This window comes from Ramlibacter cellulosilyticus (genome assembly GCF_014297465.1).
GTDB classification, from domain to species: Bacteria; Pseudomonadota; Gammaproteobacteria; order Burkholderiales; family Burkholderiaceae_C; genus Ramlibacter; species Ramlibacter cellulosilyticus.
Map to the genome: position 1 here is coordinate 1 of NZ_JACORT010000025.1, position 1,549 is coordinate 1,549.

At 67.0% G+C, this 1,549-nt stretch carries 1 protein-coding gene; it reads left to right on the forward strand.

What is annotated here, in order from left to right:
• Nucleotides 1-99 precede the first annotated feature (99 nt).
• Nucleotides 100-1,277, forward strand: a protein-coding gene (locus H8N03_RS25940; RefSeq protein ID WP_255428404.1) for an IS3 family transposase whose coding sequence is annotated in 2 segments (ribosomal slippage) — nt 100-397 and nt 397-1,277 — 1,179 coding nt in all. Because the reading frame shifts where the segments join, the coding sequence is not laid out codon by codon here.
• Nucleotides 1,278-1,549 lie beyond the last annotated feature (272 nt).

Sequence of the window (1,549 nt, forward strand, 5' to 3'; positions counted from 1 at the left end):
AAGGTAATCGAGGCGACCGGAGCGGCGCCAGAGTCGCCTGGGTCTGCCCCCGCTTTGGTTGACTCCTGACCTGTGAGGATCGTGGTCCTCGCTGGAAGGATGACCACTGTGCACAAGCCCTACCCCGAGGAGTTCCGCCGCGACGTGGTGGCCGTGGCCCGCCAAGGCGGACAGACCCGGGCCCAGATCGCCCGCAGCTTCGGCATCTCGGAGTCCTGCCTGGGACGCTGGCTGCGGATCGCCGACCGCCAGGACGGCCTGAGCGCCTCGACCGCGCCTGAGAGGAATGCAACAGAATCCGACATTGAGCTGCGCGAGCTGCGCAAACGCAACAAGCAGCTGGAGCAGGAGAACGAGATCTTGCGCCGGGCGACGGCCTACTTCGCTCGCGACGTCCTCCCAAAATGATCTACCCGCTGGTCCGTGACCTCGCCGCTGACGGGATCCCCGTCGCGGTGACCTGCCGGGTGCTGGGCTTTTCCAAGCAGGCCTACTACAAGTGGCGCGCCAACCCGGTCACCGACCGCGACTGGAGCAACGCTCACCTCCTCAACGCCGCCGTCGACATCCACCACGACGACCCGGAGTTCGGCTACCGCTTCATCGCTGATGAGCTGCAGCAGCAGGGCGCGATGGCGTCGCGCAACCGCGTCCAGCGTCTGTGCAGGCTGCAGAGGCTGTTCTCAGCTCACGCCCGTAGGCGCGGTGCTGGGCGACGGCCCGGGCCGCCCGTTCACGATGACCTCGTCCGCCGGAGGTTTCGGGCCGAACGACCCAACGTCCTTTGGCTCACTGACATCACTGAACACCCCACCGCCGAGGGCAAGCTCTACCTCTGCGCGGTCAAGGACGCCTGCTCCAACCGCATCGTCGGCTACTCCATCGACGCCCGGATGACCGCCAACCTCGCGGTCCAGGCCCTGCAGAACGCTCTGACCCTGAGGGACAGCACCGACGCACTAGAGGTCATCGTTCACTCGGACAGAGGCAGTCAGTTTCGCTCCCACAGCTATGTTCGCGCGCTATCAGCAGCGCAAGCGCGCGGGTCGATGGGGCGGGTCGGGACCTGCGCTGACAACGCCGCGATGGAATCGTTCTTCAGCCTGCTGCAGAAGAACGTCCTCAACCGTCGGCACTGGGCCAGCCGACAGGAGCTGCGCCTGGCCATCGTCACCTGGATCGAGCGGACCTACCACCGCCGACGCCGGCAGCAGGCGCTGGGTCGCCTGACGCCCATCGAATACGAGACACTCCTGCAAGCCGCTCACGCGGCCTGATCGCCCCTACCGACGAGAGTCAACCGAAGTAGGGGCAGACCCGATCCTGGCGGTACGGGCCCTTGCGGTCATGCCGAGGAGCGGGACGCTCGGTCATGGCGAGGAGCGGGACGCTCGGTCATGGCGAGGAGCGGGACGCTCGGTCATGGCGAGGAGCGGGACGCTCGGTCATGGCGAGGAGCGGATGATCATTGCGGCCTGCTCGAGCCCGCCTGACCTGCCAAGCTGCTTCACATCGCCGCGCGGCTCGCCAGAAGCAGCAGGCCGCGATC